The following is a 15,112-nucleotide window of genomic DNA, read 5'->3' as shown; positions in this document are numbered from 1 at the left end:
ATGCCGGCCACAGACCGGCGATACATCGACCAGATAGCAGTCACTGAGGGCCGACTGGCCTCGTTTCGACAGTCAGCAAGAGTTAGGTAGCCCCGTCCCCGCCTTTTGGATATGAGTCTGGGTCAGCGTGTCTCGACCGACCACCAGCTCGCGCGCCTCCTCCAGATCGGCGCGGTGCTCGAAGAGGTCGTCGAGTCACGTGCCTACCACCATCTCGACTCCTTCGGTGACGAGTCCGAGCAGGTCGACGAGGAGATCCGCGACCTGCTGGAACACGCCGCCGAGGAGTCAGCCGAGCACCGCGACCGCCTCGAGGCACTCATCGAGGACCTCGACGCCGAAACCGTCCCGTACGAGGAGATAAACACCCTCGTCGAGGCCAAGTACGCACAGACGAAACCCGAGGACTTCGACGGGCTACTGTACGACCAGCTCTGCAACGAGGAGACGGCGTACAAGTTCTACGACGACCTCATCGAGGCCATCGAGGCGAGTGACAGCGACTTCAGCATCGACCGCGACCGCGTCCTCGACACCCTCCGGAGCATCCGCGAGGAGGAGGCAGAGGGCGTCGAGGAAGTCGCCACGATCATGGAGGACCGCGAATGACGGGCACTGGCGGACCGCGAACCACGGGGGCAGACCGATGAATACGGCAGACCAATACCTCAAGGCGATCTACCTGGTGCAGCGAATGAACGACGGGCCGGCAGCGACGGGCGCGCTCGCCGACATGCTCGACGTCTCACCCGCCAGCGTGAACGAGATGGTCGGCAAACTCGAAGAACGCGGGCTCGTCGACCACGAGAAGTACAAGGGCGCGAAACTCACCGACGAGGGCATCCTCCGGGCCGAAGACGCCCTGCAGACCTACTGCATCATCGAGCGCTTCCTCGCGAACGTCCTCGAGGTCGAGAACTTCCGGGAGGAGGCCCACGCACTGGAGGCCGTCATCGACGACACGGTGGCCGACCGACTCGACACAATCATCGACCGCCGCTCGGAGTGCCCCGACTGCTTCGACGCCGAGGCCGACAAGTGCTGTCACCTCGAACTCGAGGTCAGCGAGACCGCCGACTGAGAGCCACGTTCTCCTTCAGAGCCTGTCCATCTCGTCGGGTGCCCAGGGAACTGCTGGGCGGATCGATGCGAGTCGCCGGCGGAGTCGAACCAGGGGCGATGCAGACGCCCGGCCGAGCGACGAGTTGCGACGGCCTGTACTATCCGAACCGACAGAGACCGCCAGCGACGGGAACTGGAACCGGCCGCGAACCCCACCACCGTTTCGAGTACTGCGGCCACTGTGTTCCGCCGACCGCAGCCGATACCAGCCGACGAGCGCGATGGGGACCAGAACGGTCACGGCCAGGTAGTACAGCACAGCGCCGACCAGCGAGTCGTCGAAGACGGTCAGCTGCACGCTCACCTTGAGCAAGAGCGCACCGACCAGCAGGAGGAGCCTGTTGACCGGTCCGTACAGTCCGGTGAACTCGGCTCCCCGCTCGACCCGCCGGAGCCGCTCAGAGATCGTTGTCATCTCACTCACGTTGTGCTCGGCGTCACTTCAAAACCCGTCAGACGGCCGTTAGACGAGGTTTCAGCGCGTCTGAATGTTGCGGTTCGTGGAACATCTTGCTGGAACGCAGCCCGAATCCCGGATAGCTGGCCGGTCGTCGTCGCCAGTGGCCATCACTACTGATAGGAACACTAACAGGTTCGATTCTCAGAAATCATGATGAAATTCTACACAACATTTTACTACACATGCCGATATTGTTGTCAGTATGCTTGGGATGTTGCGACGTATCGTTCCGCGGTTCATCCGGCGGAACTACGCACTGAAGTTCGCCATCGCGCTGGTGGTCCTCGGGGTCTCCGTGGGCGGCGTGGGTATCGCAGCCACCGACCAGATGAGCGAACAGATACAGGCAGACGCGAACGAAGAGTACGCGACGCTCGCAGAACAGGAGGCACGCGCCCTGTACGCGTGGAACCAGCAGCAACGCCAGGTGGTCGAGTCGGTCGCGCGCGGCACGCCCACGGGCGACTCGACCGAGAACATCACGAAGTACCTCGAACGTGAGAAGAAGGGGTTCACCGGGTCCGACGCGGGTGACTCGGCGAACCTCCACTACATCGACCGCTCCACCGGGGAGGTCGTCGCGAGCACGAAGTTCGGGCTCGCGGGTACCCCCGTCTCGGAGCTGAACGGTTCGTGGACCGAAGAGCTCTCCGGTGGGACCGAGACCGTCATGACCGGTGCCTACTCCAGCGAGAGCACCTACGGGTCGAACGTCCCCCGGTACGCCTTCGTCACCACGAAGGACCTGCCAGCGGACATGGCGCTGGTGTACGCCGTCCCGCTACAGGAGTACGTCGGCAACCTGCAGGGCAGCGATGGGAGCGGCACGACCCTCGTCGTCGACCGCTCCGGCTCGGTCGTCTTCGAGGAGACCGGGTCGCACCTCCTCTCGACCTACGGCGAGGACACCAGCGCGGTCCAGAACGGGCTCGGACTCGACCCGGGAGAGAGCGGCGCACTCCAGGGCGGGCCGCCGACCGGAGCCGTCCTGACCGACGGCACCGCCTCCGGCGTGAACGGCACCTCCTACGTGGTCGGCTACTCACCCGTCGCCAAGACGGACTGGGTCGTCCTCGTCCACACGCCCACCACGGAGGCCTATGGCTTCGTCGAGAGCGTCTCCCAGTACGGCCTGTACGCGACGGTCGCCGGCGTCGTCCTCATCGGACTCGTCGGCGCGGTCCTCGGCCGCAACACCGCGAAGTCGGTCGACCGGCTCCGGTCCAAGGCCGAGCAGATGGAGAACGGCAACCTGAACGTGGAGTTCGAGACCGGCCGCATCGACAACATCGGCCGCCTCTACGACGGCTTCGCCGAGATGCGCGACGCACTTCGCGACCAGATATCAGAGGCGAGAGACGCCAGGGACGCGGCCGAAACCGCCCAGGCGAGAGCCGAGCGTATGAACACCCATCTGGAGCGCAAGGCGGACGAGTACAGCACCGTCATGGCGGCCTGCGCCGACGGCGACCTCACGGCCCGGATGGACCCCGAGAGCCAGAACGAGGCCATGGCCGACATCGCCGCGGCCTTCAACGAGATGGTCGCCGAGATCGAGGCGACCACCGCCGAGGTCAAGACGTTCGCCCAGGAGGTCGCGACCGCCAGCGAGGAGGTCACCGCCAGCTCCGAGGAGGTCCGCGGGGCCAGCGAACAGGTCACCGAGTCCATCCAGGAGATCTCCGACGGGGCCGACCGCCAGAACGAGGAGTTCCAGGCGGTCTCCCACGAGATGGAGAGCCTCTCCACCACGACCGAAGAGATAGCCGCCTCCTCGAACGAGGTCGCCGACCTCGCCGAACGAACCGCCGAGACGGGACGCGACGGCCGCGAAGCCGCCCAGGCGGCCAAGTCCGGGATGAACGACATCGAATCCCAGTCCGCCGCCGCCGTCTCCGACATCGCCGACCTCGCCGACGAGATGGACGAGATCGACGAGCTTGCCGAGTTCATCTCCAGCCTCGCGAAGGAGACCAACATGCTCGCGCTGAACGCCAACATCGAAGCCTCCCGCGGCGGCGAGGAGTCCGGTGACGGCTTCGCCGTCGTCGCCCGGCAGGTCAAGGAACTCGCCGCCGACACGAAGGAGGCAGCCGAGGACATCGACTCCCGCCTCGACCGCATCCAGGCCCAGACCAGCCAGACCGTCGAGGGCGTCGAAGCCACTCGCCGCCAGATCGTCGAGACCACCGAAGCCGTCGACAACGCCGTCGACGCCCTCGACGAGATTGCCGGGTACGCGACCGAGACCAACACCGGCATCCAGGAGATCTCGGCCGCCACCGAGGAACAGGCCGCCTCCACCGAAGAGGTCGTCGCGATGGTCGACGAGGCAGCGACCATCTCCGAGGAGACCACCGCCGAAGCCGAGAACGTCGCCGCCGCCGCCGAAGAACAGACCACCGCCCTCACCGAGGTTAGTGCCAGCGCCAGCTCGCTCAGCGAACAGGCCTCCCGCCTGAGCGAAGCTCTCGACCGCTTCGACACCGAGGTCCCCGATGTCGCCGATGGCGGTGTCTCCAGTTCCTCTCCGGACGACACCGACGAGTTCGTGTTCGGTGACACCGACGACGCCGAACTCGTCGACGAACTCGAACCGGACCCCTCTGACGACTGATTCGGGTGCAGTCTCCCGACCGTCGTCTCCTGGTTCTTATTCGATGACGGCGCAGACTCGCCATGCAGTGCCCCACCTGCGGGAAACCCCTCGCCACCGAACGAGGGATGCGCCAGCACCACACCAAAGTCCACGGCGTCTCCCTCCCGAACCGGACGTGCTCGGGATGTGACGACCGCTTCTACGACCCGAAGTCGCGCCGCGAGTTCTGCGACGACTGCAACCCCAACGCGGGCGAACACAACGGGAACTGGCGCGACGCGACCGAGGAGTCGGTCTGTGTACTGTGCGATTCGAGCTTCGAGTACTATCCCTCGGAGAAGGAGGGCGTGTACTGCCCCGAGTGTGTTGAGGACGCGAGCGGGTTGCTGCCAGAGAATCCGATGGACGACCTCGAGCCAACCGTCGTCGACTGCGAGTACTGTGGCGAGTCGTTTCCGGCCCCACCGTCGCGAACCACGGGAAACTCGTACGGGACGTTCTGTTCGACCCGATGCTACGGAGACTGGCTCTCCGCGAACGTCGTCGGCGAATCGCATCACCAGTGGGAGGGTGGCCCACTCGTCTATGGGAACGGCTGGTGGCGCGTCCGAGAAGAGGCACTCGAACGCGATGCCTACAGCTGCCAGTGCTGTGGGAAGGATGTCGACGACCTCGGCCAGAACCCCGACGTGCATCACATCGACCGCGTCCGAGAGTTCGATGACACGAGCGATGCACACGAGCTGGAGAACGTCGTCACGCTCTGTCGCCCCTGCCATCGCAAGGTCGAGGCTGGTGTGGTAGCCACACCCGTCCCGTCCGACGAAAAGTAATCTTATTGTACGCTGATTTCCAATCCACGAGCGCAGCGCGAAGTCCCGTGGTGTAGTGGCCAATCATAATGGCCTTTGGAGGCGTCTGGTTCGTTCCAGCGTCGAAGTGAGCCATTGACGGCGGTTCGAATCCGCCCGGGACTATTCTGTCCGAACGAAGTGAGGACGAATAGCGAACGGTGGATTCGAGCCCAGGAGACGAGCGGATGCGAGTCTCCGCGGTTCGAATCCGCCCGAGTAAACACAATCTCAACGATATAGTTCCTCTCCGCCAGTTCTCTCGATAGCTACAATCCCGGAAGCCAGCAGAACTAACTGCTGCGGACAAATCCCTCCACCAGTGAACCGTCGTGCCCTCTTGACTGCACTCGGCGCCGGGCTGGCCGGGTGTTCCTCGTCGACCGAGACACAGAGAACTGTCCGAGAGACGACGGCCAGCCAGACCACCCAGTCGAAGACGGAGACCGACACCACGACCGAACCGACGCCCTCCGAAACGCGAACTGAGACGACGACTGAGGCGTCTGCCGAGAGCGTGGACGTCGGCGTCGTCTACATTCCATTCGTCGGCGATAAGTTCGGTGAGTGTACGACGGTCTCCCAGCCCGAACTCGGCCAGTACGGCGACCCGGTTCCGTCAGCTATCGCGACCCGGCACGCATCCTGGCTCGCCGATGCAGGCGTCTCCACCGTCATGTTCAACGTCGGCGAATCGAGGCGGGACCACGAGCGTCTCAGTACCTTTCTCCGGGCAGACCTCGGCCCGCTGTCGGTCGAACCCTTCTACGTCATCAGTCAGGCGCTCCGGCGAGACCGTGACATCGAGGCGGACTTCGAGTTCCTCCGGGAGACGTTGCTCTCGACGGACCGATGTCACCGCAGGGACGGCCGACCAGTCATCACCTTCTGGGACTTCGACTTCCTCGCGTGGGGTGGGAGTGAGGATTCGAAGGAAGCCAAGCAACTCGTGGAAGACCGCGGCGGGCCGGCAGGGTTCGTCGACTACCTGCGCGAGCAACTGACCGTCGACGGGACCGAGCCGTTCCTCGTCGGCGATTTCGCCGACCACGCTGTCGGGGGGTTTCCGGCCGACTACACCGAACTGAACCGGCACCTCGACGGGGCGACGAACTGGATACCCGTCCAGACCGAGGTGTTCGACTGGGAGACCACCAGGGACCACGTCGCCCAGAGCTTCGCGGCGACCCGGACGTTCTGTGACGAACACGACATGGCGTACCACCCGATGACCTTCCCAGGATTCGACGACCGACACAACTCGTGCTGGGGGTCAGGTCGGTACATCCCGCGAGCCCCAGCACACCTGCGGGAGCTGCTGGAACTCGCACGGGAGTACAGTACAGGGCGCGTGAACGTCGCAAGCTTCAACGACTGGACGGAGGGGCACCAGATCGAGCCCGGACGGTTCCGAGACACGACATACAGCACGGACTACCTGGACGTCGTCGCCGGGTTCACGGCACCGTAATCGACGCGGAGAGGTTGGTGGTACCGCTCCCCAAAACGGTGCGCAAGCGGACTACTTTTCCGTGGATGGCCGGAACTAGCGAACATGGGTTTTGGTAGCTACGACGAGTCCGAACAACAGGACCAGAACAACGACATCGACGAAGACGATGCGGTCAGTGTCCACGAACACGACCACGACGGGACGGTCGAGTTCGAACCCGACATGTCCAACGAGGAGCTCGTCGACCAGCTCCAGGACATGAAGGGCGGCGACAGCGACGACTGAACGGGCAGGGACTCCGCAGTGGGTCAAGGGTGCGGTGAGTTCGGGGCCCACGCCGGAGTCAGGCGGCGTCGCAGTCGGTCTTTTCTGGAGGGTGTCTCAGCTCGGGTCTGGTCGGTCAGCCGCTGCTAGTTCTCGTAGAAGCTGTCCGCGCCGTGGTCGTCCTGCCACGCGAACGCGAAGAGCCGGCGAGCCGGGAGTCTCTCGAGGGTCCGTCCATCAGCGCTCTCGCCGGTCGCACCGTCCCAGGTCGTGCCGTCGGCCGCGAACTGGCCGTCTTCGGCGGGCTCGAAGGAGTAGCCGGGGTCGGCGAAGGCGTGGATTCCGTCGGCAGTCGCGAAGACCACGACTGCCGTGTCGCCGACGGTCGCCTTGGCCAAGCCGTCGACGGCGTCGACGCGGGGCAGCGGGAACCCCAGTGCGTCGTCGCCATCCTCGACCCCGAGAACCACTGTTTTCGCCTCGATGTCGTCGTCGCGGTCCCACTCTCGCCCGCCGGTGCCGCGGTGCGCCCCGAGCCCGAACCCGTCCATCTCGAAGTACTGGGTGTAGGGGTCGGCGTCGTACGCCGGTTCCGCGGCGTCACCGCCCTTCTGACCGGCCTCGGTCTGGCCGCCGGGGCGGGCGAGGACCTCGCCGTCGGGGTGGCGCTCGCGGAATCGGTCCATCGGGAGCATCGCGGCCGCGAGCACCCTGAGGTCGGTCCCCTCGTGCTCGCCGGCGATGGCCGTCCCGAGGCTCTGTTTCCACTCGGACTCGGTCTCGCGGTCGTACATCACGAGGTCGTCGTCCGCGAGCTTGCCCGAGACGCCGAAGGTGAGCGTCTGGCCGTCGACCACGCGGTCGTAGACGACGGCACTGCCACAGAGCGGACACCAGGTGACGGCGATGGGCTCACCGTCGCGGTCGGTGTTGACGATCTCGTGGTAGTGGAGGTACCGGATGGGATAGGCGCGTGGTGTCTCGCCGTCGACGACGACGACCTCGTCGCTGCCGTCGCCATCGTACTCACCCACGGGGAGGAACTCGGGGGCATCGACGCTCGGGATGGCGTCCGGCGGGAGGACCTGTCTCACGTTCATAGCGGTGGGTGCGCGCGGAGGTCTGAAAAGGACACCGGGGGCGTGCGGGAAGCGCGCCACCGCGGACGGGACGGGTGTCCTGGCTGCCCGGGCGGCCGCCGTCAGTCCGAGAGGTCGAAGTAGATGCGTTCCTCGCCGTTTCCGCGGGTTTCGCGCCCGGTGACGGTGACGGTCCCGATGTCGCCCGTGTTCGAGACGTGGGTGCCGGCACAGGCCGTCCGGTCGAAGGGCTCGTCGTCGGGTGTTTCACCCGCAATCTCGACGATGCGTAGCTCCGTGATCGAGTCCGGGAGCAGGTCGATACGGGTGCGCTGGGTGTCGAGGCGGTCTTCTGCCTCCTCGCGGTCGAGTTCGTACCACCGGACCGGTCGTTCGTCGCCGACGAGTTCGTTCAGCCGAGCCTCGATGTCGCCGAGGTCGTCCTCGTCGAATCGCTCGTAGGCGCAGTCGAGCCGGGCCCGGTCGGCGTACACCTGGTTCCCGGTGGTCTCGGCGTCGAACTCGTCGAGGAGGAGCGCGGAGAGCAGGTGCTGGGCAGTGTGGTAGCGCATGTGCGCGTGGCGGCGGTCCCAGGCCAGTTCCCCGGTGACGGTCGTGCCGGGTTCCGGCGGTGTCCCGTCGACGGTGTGGTAGATGGTGTCCTTCTTCTGGACGTCCGTGACCGTCCACGTCTCGCCGTCCACCGTCAGGGTCCCGGTGTCGTGTGGCTGGCCACCACCTGTCGGATAGAACGCGGTCCGGTCGAGAACGACCCGGTCGTCGAGCACGCGTTCGACCGTCGCGTCGAACTGTCGAATCGTCGAATCGTCGAGGAAGAGCGACTTCGTCATCGTGCGGTCGAAAGCGGCCGAGAAACTTAATTTACGGTGTCGTAACGCCTAAGAGTCGAACAGACCTTTGTACGGGTAACAATGACTACGCAACGCTTTTCGCGGGGTGATTCTCTGTGGGTGTCGAAATAAAGGAATCCCGCGTCACCGACCAGGAGTTCGAGGCGATGAAAGAGTTCGTCTACGACTACCTCCTCGCCAGCGTCGAGAACGAGGACGAGGGCGGCCGGATGCGCTGGTACCCGTGGCACTCTGCTGAATATCGCCACAACCACATCCTGAACGTCGTCGAACTCGCGACCAAGATCGCTCGCCGTGAGGGTGCCGACGTGGACGTGACGCGCGTCGCAGCACTGTTCCACGACATCGCGAAACTCGACGCCGACCAGGACGTCCACGCCGAGGAGGGTGCCCGGGTCGCCCGGACCTACCTCGAATCACAGGGTGAGTTCCCGGCGTCGTTCATCGACCAGGTGTGTCGGGCCGTCGAGGACCACTCCTACCAGGGCGACCTCTCGGACCTCCCGCTGGAGACCCAGTGCCTCATCGAGGCGGACATCCTCGACAAGGTCGGGGCCAACGGAACCGCACTCATGCTGTTGCGGATGGGGTACGAAGCCCGGACCCACATGGACTCGGCCGAGATGGTCGACCGCGTGCTCGAACGCGGCAAGGACGCCGCCAAGCGCATCGAATCCGACGCCGCAGAGAGCATCGCCCACCAGCGACTCAAGCGAGTGAAGTGGTTCCGCGAGTGGCTCGAAGAGGAGGTCTCGGAGATGGAACACGACGACCTCGACGTCGAGTTCTAGGCCGGAGTCACCGCGTTCTCACACCGGTTCAGAACAGTCCGACGAGCGTCCCGCTCGCGTCGGCGAGGAAGTAGAGCCCGAACCCGGCCAGCACCACCGCGCTCGAACCGGCGACCACTGGTGCGAAGCGGTCGACCCGCTTCCCGACGGAGACGAGCGTCGCCGGGAAGCCGGCGACCCACACCAGGATGCCGAGGAAGAAGCCGACGATGAGGGTGGGGCTGCCCGCCTGGACGACGAGTGTGCCGGCGAGTTGCTGGCCGACGTAGGGGACCTCCGCGAACACGTCGATGGCCTTGTCGTCGAGCATGTGCACGCCGACGGTGAGCCAGAAGACGATCTGGTACGGGTTCGTGAGCGCGAGGACGAACGCCTTCTGGAAGCCCTTCTGGTCCTCGTCGGTGTCGGTCTCGACGAACGAGCTCGCGGAGCGAGCGTCCTCGAACGCGCCGTAGGCGAAGTACAGCATGAGGACGCCGCCGGCGGCGACCATGAGTCCCTGGAGCAGGGCGGACTCGTCGACGATGGCGACGACCCCGAGGTACGCGAGCACGAAGAAGCAGGCGTCGGCGGTGAACGCCCCGAGGCCCGCGCGGACCCCGGCGAGCCAGCCCCGCACGACGCTCTCCTCGGCGATGATGGCGTTCATCGGCCCCGGTGGCGAGGCGAGGGCGAAGCCGAACACCAGCCCGATGAGGGCGGTCGTCACGAGAGCCATGATGGTCATTCCGTCAGGCTGATTGAAAAGCACACCGTCTGCGGGGCGTCCTGCTGGTTGCCCGAGTCACAGCAGCGACACGACCGCGTCAGCGACCGCGGTGAGCTGGCCCGCGACCAGCCCGACCAGCGTCTCCCAGACGGAGAACCCGGTCACGATGCTCTGGAGCGTGTCGATGCCGAAGAACGCGAACAGCCCGGCCGAGAAGGCGTGGGCGAGACGGGCGTCGAAGGCGTGCGAGAACCGGTAGAACAGCAGGGCGTTCGCGATGCTGACCGGGATGATGGCGAGCATCTCACCGGCCCAGATGGCCGACGTGGCCCCGTACTCGATGGCCAGTCCGATGGTGACGAGCTGGGTCTTGTCTCCGAACTCACCGGCGGCCATCATCCCGAAGATGGGGAGCCAGCCGCCGAAGTACTGCGGGACCTCACGACCGAAGAGCTCCAGGGACCCGTCACCGCCAGGCGTCGGGAACCCGCCGTCGGTTTCGACGCCGTCGGGTTGGTCCGGCCCGTCGCCCGTGGTCGCGTCCCCGCCCGCCGCAGGCATGGACCGGTAGAGCAGGACGGCGAAGAGGCAGAAGAGCAGGCCGCTGATGACACTCAACACGACCGGCGGGAGCGCCTGCTTCACCGCGTTCCCGAACGCGATCTCGAGGGCGGTCCAGCCAGCGAACGCGGTCCCGGCGGCCGAGACGACGACGGCGGGGTGATAGCGCGTCGAGAGCCCGGCGATGATGAACTGCACCTTCTCCCCGGGCAGGACGGCGAGCTGTGCGACGAACGCGATAGCGACGATTTCGAGGTACTCCATCGATGTCGAGTTGGTTCAGCGAACCGCTCGGTGACGTCGTGGACGGCTCGGTAACGTGGTGGACGAATCGGTGACGTGGCTCAGGCTCCGCCGGCGGCGCGTTCGGTCTCCCGACCGACCGGCTTGACGCGAATCGAACTCGCGACCGCATCCGGGAGGCTCTGTTCGCGCCCGTCGACGGCGACGGTTATCATCCCGAACGGCGCGACGTCGACGATCTCGACGACGGTCCCCGGGACGATGCCGGCCTCCTTGAGGTAGCGTAACTCCTCCTCGTCGCGGTCGCTGACCCGGGCGATCTCGACCCGAGCACCTTCGTCGTGTTCCGAGAGGGCCGTCAGGCCACCTTCCTCCGGCGGCGAGAGGTCGGCGCTCGGAATCGGGTCGCCGTGTGGGTCGACGGTCGGGTTGCCCAGCACGTCGGCGACGCGGCGCTCAAACTCCTCCGAGATGTGGTGTTCGAGCACGTCCGCCTCTTCGTGGACCTCCGACCAGTCGTAGTCCAGGTGCTCGGTGAGATAGGCTTCGAGCAGTCGGTGATGCCGGAGCACCTCCAGTGCCACGGTGACACCCTCGTCGGTGAGTTCGACGCCCTTGTACTTCTCGCGGTCGACCAGCCCGCGGTCGTCGAGCTTCTCGACCATACTCGTGACCGTCGGTGGCGTGACGCCGAGGTACTCGGCGATCTGTGATGTCGTGACCGGCGTCCCCTCGTGTTCCTGGAGGTAGTAGATGGCCTTCAGGTAGTCCTCCATGACGTCACTGAGCATTCGTACGTGGGATTAGACCCGTCTAAACCTAAAGTTCTGCGGTAAGGGGACCACCTCGTCGGTGCCCCGTCTGCCCACCCACGCCAGCGTTCTCATACCCTCGGTATGATGGGTACCTTTTATTGGGTCCCGGTCGCCAATCTACAATTGATGAGTAGCACCGGCAACTACCGGTTCGAGTGCCCGGAGTGCGCCGAGAACATCGAGGTCAACGAGTCGATGAAAGAGGCCATCGTGGCCAGTGGCTGCATCATCTGTGGGAACCCGGTCTCGGACGGCTCGTTCGAGCAGTAACTCCCACGTCGAGACGCCGCTCGTTCTACTCCTCGATGTTCCGCGACTGTTTCCCGGTTAGACGTATCGATTCCAGACGGTTGATGCTGAAGTCGAGTTCCGCTTTCGTCTCGTCCCATATGTCGAACTCCGGCGTCCGGGCATCCCCGAGCGCGGTGACGATATCGGGAGTCAACTCCTCGCGCGGTATCTCGACGAGGTCACCCGTCGCGATCACGCTCTCGGAGTGCGTGCCGTCTTCGTCGTAGACGACGAGCCGCGCGGGGCACGGTTCGTCGACGTAGTCTGTCTTGGTGCTGCCTTCACGGAACCCGAGTCTGAGATAGAACTCGCACGCGTCGGCGTCGTAGCCGTAAGAGACCGGAAAGGAGTACGGAACGTCATCGTCGGCGACGGAGAGGACGCCGGTTCCTTTCTGCCCGAGGAACGTGTCCATCTCGTCGCGCGTCATATCGACGGTATCGTTGCCTGCCATCGCTCTCGTCGATATCTCGGAGAGACGACTACGTAAATGTGCGGGACTACGTTGGCACGGGTCAACTCGCCAAGATGGTGCCGAGCAGCTTCGACTGTGCAGCAGCCAGGTGTTCAGACAGTGTCGACCGGGAGATACCGAGTTCGTCGGCGACCTCGCCGCCGTTGGCACGCTTGGGGTGCTCGAAGTAGCCCATCTCGTGGGCGGTCTCCAGCACCTCCTGCTGGCGGGTGGTCAACTCGCCACGGTCGACGAACACGAGGCTCTCCTCCGACGCGTTCCCCTCGGAGCGAAGCAGGCGCTGCACGTCGAGGCTCGGGTACGCGCCGCGCAGGTCACCGATGACGTCTTGCAGCGTCTCCATGTCCGGCGCGTGGAAGGTGACGAACAGCGATTCCTCTCGCGCGTGCACGTCCACCACGGGACAGTCGAAGCGCTCGATGCATTCGCACGGACAGAACCGGCCGTGTTCGCGCTCGAACCGGTAGGCGCTCTTCGAGCCGTACGCGAACACCTCGGTCAGTTCGTCGGCGAGGTCGGCCTCCTCGACCACTGCCTCGTCGTCGAGCATGAACTCCTCGGTGACGCGGCCGCCCTCGACCGGGTTCACGGATTTCGAGACCGAGTAACTCGCGGTACTGGTCGCTTCGGTCGCACCCGCGACGGGACACCCATCGGGTGACTCGATTCGGACCTCCGCACGGATGCCTTCGCCCATGACTGCCCTCTGAACGTCGGCCCTCTTAACGACTGGGACGTCCGAGTGCGGTGCCGTGGTCCCGGGGCCGCTGTCCGGGGGTACTTAAACTACCCCTCATATCGTGGGTAGCGTTCCGTACCCCTCCAGTCGGTACATACTGGTAGAGAGACACCCCATGTCCGTCGAGACTTCCACGTTCGAAGACCCCCGTTCGGTCGGTAGCGCAGACCTGATAGACGTCGACGCGGATTCGCTCCTCACGGCGTTGAACGACGGCGACTGTCGAGCCATCCTCAAGTCGGTTCGCGAACAGCCACGGTCGGCGAGCGAGCTGTCGGAGTGCTGTGACCTGCCGCTCTCGACGACCTACCGCAAGCTCGAACTCATGACCGACGGTGCGCTCCTGGAAGAACAGACCCGCATCCGGGCCGACGGAGCCCACGCCAAGGAGTACGAACCGCAGTTCGAGAACCTCACCATCTCGGTCGGCTTCGACGACGAGGACGGTGTGGCGGTCGAACCCGCAGCGGACTGATTTTCGAGGGAGTTCCCCGGCGAGCCCGCTCAGATACCCTTGCCCATCAGGTGCGAGCGAAGGACGTCGTCGTCCTTGTTCCCGGTGCCAGTGTTCATGAGAACGATGGTGTCGTCCTCGTCGAACTCGCCGCGCTGGGCGAGCTCCCACGCGCCGGAGGCGGCGGCGGCACAGGTCGCACCCATCTCGAGCCCTTCGTTCTGGGCGACCGTGATGGCAGCGTCGAGGATGTCCGAGTCGCTGGTGGCGACGGCACCGCCGTCGGATTCGCGGAGCGCCTCCAGGATCCACGGGCTCGCGCCGGGGTTCGGAATCTCGATGCCGCCACAGATGGTGTCCGGGTGCTCCCACGGTTCGTGTTCGTCACGGCCGTCCTCGAAGGCGGTGACGATGGGTGCACAGCCTTCGGCCTGTGCCGCGTAGAACCCCGGAATCCCGTCCGTGATGTCGAGGTCGCGGAACTCGTTCGCGGCCTTGTACATGCCGATGAGGCCCACGCCGCCGCCGGTCGGGTAGACGACCGCGTCGGGGACCTCCCAGTCGAGTTGCTCGACGACCTCGTAGTACATCGTCTTCTTGCCCTCGTGACGGTACGGCGTCTGGAACGTCTGGAGGGAGTACCAGTGTTCGTTCTCCTCGTCGGCCATCGCGTCCTCGTAGGCCGCCCCCGCCTCGGAGATACGGCCACCGACGACGGTCATGTCGCCGCCGTGGACGTTCACCATCGCCTTGTTCGTAAAGCCCGCCCGGGCCGGCAGGAAGACGTGGGAGTCGAGGTCGGCGCGGGCCGCGTAGGCCGCGGCAGCCTGCCCGGCGTTCCCCGCGGAAGCGAGTGCCACGTCGGACGCCTCGTGCTGGACCGCGGCGGTGACGGCCACGGACTGCCCGCGGTCCTTGAACGTCCCCGTCGGGTTCCGGCCCTCGTCCTTGAGGTACACCTGCCCGACGCCGAGTTCGTCGGCGAGGTCGGGGCAGGGCACCAGTGGGGTCGCCCCCTCGTCCATCGAGACGGCAGCCGATCGCGTGAACGGGAGCAGTTCCTCGTAGCGCCACTGCGAGTCGAACCGGCGGGACTCGAGTTCGTCGCGCCAGAGTTCGAGCGAATCGTAATCGTACGCCGGGTCGAGGATGCCCCCACACTCGGGACACCGGTGGGTGGCCACGTCGGCGTCGAATCGGTCGCCACACGACACACAGTCGAGTCCGACGAAGGCGTCGGTCGTCTCCATACGCCCGGCTTCGGTGGGCGGTAACTAATCGCTGTCCATCGCCCGCTCCCGCCGGACCAAACTGCCGAGGGCAGGGGGGTTTTC

The 15,112-nt window shown here is 65.4% G+C and carries 18 protein-coding genes and 1 tRNA gene; 10 read left to right on the top strand and 9 right to left on the bottom strand.

Going from position 1 to position 15,112, the window contains the following annotated elements; genetic code table 11:
* The first annotated feature begins 111 nt into the window (after positions 1–111).
* Positions 112–609 carry a ferritin-like domain-containing protein gene (locus N6C22_RS08910; protein WP_261650747.1) on the top strand — a complete coding sequence of 166 codons (498 nt, stop codon included), beginning with the start codon at positions 112–114 and terminating at the stop codon, positions 607–609.
* Between the two features lie 37 nt (positions 610–646).
* Positions 647–1,081: a metal-dependent transcriptional regulator gene (locus N6C22_RS08905; RefSeq protein WP_261650746.1), complete on the top strand. Its 435-nt coding sequence runs from the start codon at positions 647–649 to the stop codon at positions 1,079–1,081.
* Positions 1,082–1,096: 15 nt separating this feature from the next.
* Here the strand turns inward: N6C22_RS08905 and N6C22_RS08900 are convergent, their stop codons facing one another.
* Entirely contained in the window at positions 1,097–1,537 is a 441-nt protein-coding gene (locus N6C22_RS08900; RefSeq protein ID WP_261650745.1) for a hypothetical protein, read from the bottom strand.
* A 247-nt stretch (positions 1,538–1,784) separates the two neighbouring features.
* Here N6C22_RS08900 and N6C22_RS08895 point away from each other — a divergent pair, with 247 nt between their 5' ends.
* The 5 genes from N6C22_RS08895 to N6C22_RS08875 all read left to right on the top strand — a co-directional run bounded on the left by N6C22_RS08895 (position 1,785) and on the right by N6C22_RS08875 (position 6,770).
* Positions 1,785–4,199, top strand: a complete 2,415-nt coding sequence (locus N6C22_RS08895; protein WP_261650744.1) for a methyl-accepting chemotaxis protein — start codon at positions 1,785–1,787, stop codon at positions 4,197–4,199.
* Between the two features lie 62 nt (positions 4,200–4,261).
* Positions 4,262–5,014: an HNH endonuclease gene (locus tag N6C22_RS08890; protein WP_261650743.1), complete on the top strand. Its 753-nt coding sequence runs from the start codon at positions 4,262–4,264 to the stop codon at positions 5,012–5,014.
* Positions 5,015–5,055: 41 nt separating this feature from the next.
* Positions 5,056–5,158, top strand: a tRNA-Gln gene (locus N6C22_RS08885).
* A 214-nt stretch (positions 5,159–5,372) separates the two neighbouring features.
* A complete protein-coding gene (locus N6C22_RS08880; RefSeq protein WP_261650742.1) occupies positions 5,373–6,503 on the top strand; it encodes a hypothetical protein in 1,131 nt (376 codons plus the stop codon).
* A gap of 84 nt (positions 6,504–6,587) precedes the next feature.
* A complete protein-coding gene (locus tag N6C22_RS08875; RefSeq protein ID WP_261650741.1) occupies positions 6,588–6,770 on the top strand; it encodes a DUF5786 family protein in 183 nt (60 codons plus the stop codon).
* Between the two features lie 125 nt (positions 6,771–6,895).
* Here the strand turns inward: N6C22_RS08875 and N6C22_RS08870 are convergent, their stop codons facing one another.
* A complete protein-coding gene (locus N6C22_RS08870) occupies positions 6,896–7,849 on the bottom strand; it encodes a DUF3179 domain-containing protein (RefSeq protein WP_261650740.1) in 954 nt (317 codons plus the stop codon).
* A gap of 101 nt (positions 7,850–7,950) precedes the next feature.
* Positions 7,951–8,679, bottom strand: a complete 729-nt coding sequence (locus N6C22_RS08865) for an alanyl-tRNA editing protein (RefSeq protein WP_261650739.1) — start codon at positions 8,677–8,679, stop codon at positions 7,951–7,953.
* Between the two features lie 116 nt (positions 8,680–8,795).
* On the opposite strand from N6C22_RS08865, the gene N6C22_RS08860 reads away from it, so the two are divergent.
* Positions 8,796–9,491, top strand: coding sequence for an HD domain-containing protein (locus N6C22_RS08860; protein WP_261650738.1), 696 nt, complete (start codon positions 8,796–8,798; stop codon positions 9,489–9,491).
* 28 nt (positions 9,492–9,519) lie between these two features.
* Here the strand turns inward: N6C22_RS08860 and N6C22_RS08855 are convergent, their stop codons facing one another.
* The 3 genes from N6C22_RS08855 to N6C22_RS08845 all read right to left on the bottom strand — a co-directional run bounded on the left by N6C22_RS08855 (position 9,520) and on the right by N6C22_RS08845 (position 11,795).
* Complete coding sequence (locus N6C22_RS08855) at positions 9,520–10,209, bottom strand: LysE family translocator (RefSeq protein WP_369684400.1); 690 nt, start codon at positions 10,207–10,209, stop codon at positions 9,520–9,522.
* A 66-nt stretch (positions 10,210–10,275) separates the two neighbouring features.
* Entirely contained in the window at positions 10,276–11,025 is a 750-nt protein-coding gene (locus tag N6C22_RS08850) for a TMEM165/GDT1 family protein (protein WP_261650736.1), read from the bottom strand.
* Positions 11,026–11,105: 80 nt separating this feature from the next.
* A complete protein-coding gene (locus N6C22_RS08845) occupies positions 11,106–11,795 on the bottom strand; it encodes a metal-dependent transcriptional regulator (RefSeq protein ID WP_261650735.1) in 690 nt (229 codons plus the stop codon).
* Positions 11,796–11,945: 150 nt separating this feature from the next.
* Between N6C22_RS08845 and N6C22_RS08840 the strand changes: the two genes are divergently transcribed.
* Positions 11,946–12,089: a hypothetical protein gene (locus N6C22_RS08840; protein WP_261650734.1), complete on the top strand. Its 144-nt coding sequence runs from the start codon at positions 11,946–11,948 to the stop codon at positions 12,087–12,089.
* A 25-nt stretch (positions 12,090–12,114) separates the two neighbouring features.
* Here the strand turns inward: N6C22_RS08840 and N6C22_RS08835 are convergent, their stop codons facing one another.
* Positions 12,115–12,564: a pyridoxamine 5'-phosphate oxidase family protein gene (locus tag N6C22_RS08835; protein WP_261650733.1), complete on the bottom strand. Its 450-nt coding sequence runs from the start codon at positions 12,562–12,564 to the stop codon at positions 12,115–12,117.
* Between the two features lie 61 nt (positions 12,565–12,625).
* A complete protein-coding gene (locus N6C22_RS08830) occupies positions 12,626–13,282 on the bottom strand; it encodes a helix-turn-helix domain-containing protein (RefSeq protein ID WP_261650732.1) in 657 nt (218 codons plus the stop codon).
* Positions 13,283–13,439: 157 nt separating this feature from the next.
* On the opposite strand from N6C22_RS08830, the gene N6C22_RS08825 reads away from it, so the two are divergent.
* On the top strand, positions 13,440–13,799 hold the full coding sequence (locus tag N6C22_RS08825; protein ID WP_261650731.1) for a helix-turn-helix domain-containing protein: 360 nt from the start codon (positions 13,440–13,442) through the stop codon (positions 13,797–13,799).
* Positions 13,800–13,828: 29 nt separating this feature from the next.
* Here N6C22_RS08825 and N6C22_RS08820 read toward each other — a convergent pair whose 3' ends face one another.
* Complete coding sequence (locus N6C22_RS08820) at positions 13,829–15,028, bottom strand: threonine synthase (RefSeq protein ID WP_261650730.1); 1,200 nt, start codon at positions 15,026–15,028, stop codon at positions 13,829–13,831.
* Between the last annotated feature and the right edge of the window lie 84 nt (positions 15,029–15,112).

It is taken from the genome of Haloarchaeobius sp. HME9146, from assembly GCF_025399835.1.
GTDB lineage: Archaea > Halobacteriota > Halobacteria > Halobacteriales > Natrialbaceae > Haloarchaeobius.
The sequence above is the reverse complement of the archived record's forward strand: the minus strand, read 5'-3'. Positions and strand labels throughout refer to the sequence as shown.